This is a genomic window from Actinomadura sp. NPDC048032 (assembly GCF_040653175.1).
Taxonomy (GTDB): Bacteria; Actinomycetota; Actinomycetes; order Streptosporangiales; family Streptosporangiaceae; genus Spirillospora; species Spirillospora verrucosospora.
Genome location: NZ_JBEZJP010000811.1, coordinates 1 through 1279, shown reverse-complemented (window position 1 = coordinate 1279; position 1279 = coordinate 1). Strand labels below are relative to the sequence as shown.

General features: G+C 73.0%; 1 protein-coding gene. It reads right to left on the bottom strand.

Annotated elements, in window-relative coordinates:
- Positions 1 to 120 precede the first annotated feature (120 nt).
- Positions 121 to 1092 (bottom strand): hypothetical protein, encoded by a 972-nt coding sequence (locus AB0C69_RS42410; RefSeq protein WP_360362637.1) that lies wholly within the window; start codon positions 1090 to 1092, stop codon positions 121 to 123.
- Positions 1093 to 1279: the final 187 nt, after the last annotated feature.

Below are 1279 nucleotides of genomic sequence, written 5' to 3'. Positions count from 1 at the left end.
ACCCCCCCCCTCTGTCAAACCATCCCCCCCCCCCGCCCCTCCCGACCCCGCGCCCGCCCCGGGCGCGCGCCCCCCGCCCCGCCCCGCCGCCCCCCCCCCCCCCCCGGTCCGCCGTTCGGCTCAGCCGCGCTGGGAGCGGACGGTGACCCGGCGGATGAGCTGCACGTCGGTGAGCGGGCCCGTGGACGCGGCGAAGCCGAACTTGACGGTGTTCGGGACGGGCCTGGGGGCGGCGAACCTCAGCACCCGCTTGAAACCGGCGCCGTCCCGGAAGTCGACGTCGACCGTCGCCACCGGATTCGGTCCGGGCGACACCGACACGCGGACGACTCGCTTCACCGGTTCGAGCAGCTTTTCGGCTCGGCTCGGCGTGACGCCGGCGGGCATCGTCTTCAGGTCGCCGTGGAGCCGCCCAGGAAGCGACGATCGCCACGGGCCCCTGGCCGTCTTGTTCTTGGTGGTCGCGGCGAGCAGGCAGTATCCGGTGGAGCCGTTCCCGGGCCCCCGCGCGGTCACGACGTTGGGACCGGGAGCGGGCGGACGGAACACCGTCCCGGCCGGGGAACGCCGCTCGCAGCCGTTCCCGCGCCCTTCACCGTCGCCGAAGTAGTCCCCGAGCACATCGAGCCCGATGCCGAGGTACCCGCCGTCGACTCCGGGGACGAACTGCTCGCCGGCCCTGCCGCCCGGGAGTTTCTGGGCGTAACCGAGGCTCCCTCCGAACGCCCCGGGCGTGTTGAGGCCCCGGGCGCCGTCGGTCATGAAGAACGAGATCCCGTCGGCCGGAGCCCGTGTGGTGTTGCCGTACTGCCATTGTTCGAAGGTGACCTCCAGGCCGCCGCGCGTGGGAACGGGCGAGTCGAACAGCGCGGCGCCGGTCTGCTCGAAATGGGCGTCGGTGAGTTGCAGATATCCGCGCGTCGCCGCGTTGCCCGGCGGCACCGGACCGACCGGGTCCCGGCGGCAGCCGCTCAGCGGGTGGTTCGTGGCCTCCGCCGCGGCGCTCCCCCGCGGCGCGCCCGTCAGGCAGGCCGACCCGTACCCGACGAAGCGCGAGTCCGCGGTGGCTCCGGTGAACGATTCGCGGACCAATACGGATCCCGGACGGTGGTCCGCCGCCGACGCGTGCCCGAATGACGCGACGGCCGCGACGGCACCGACCGCCGCCGTGATGCAAGCTCCCCGATGCCTCATGCCGTTGACTCCTCACGCAGGTCCGAAACGATCTCTCTTCCGCGTTCATCTGAACACACGATCACGTCGAGACCCCCGCATTGCC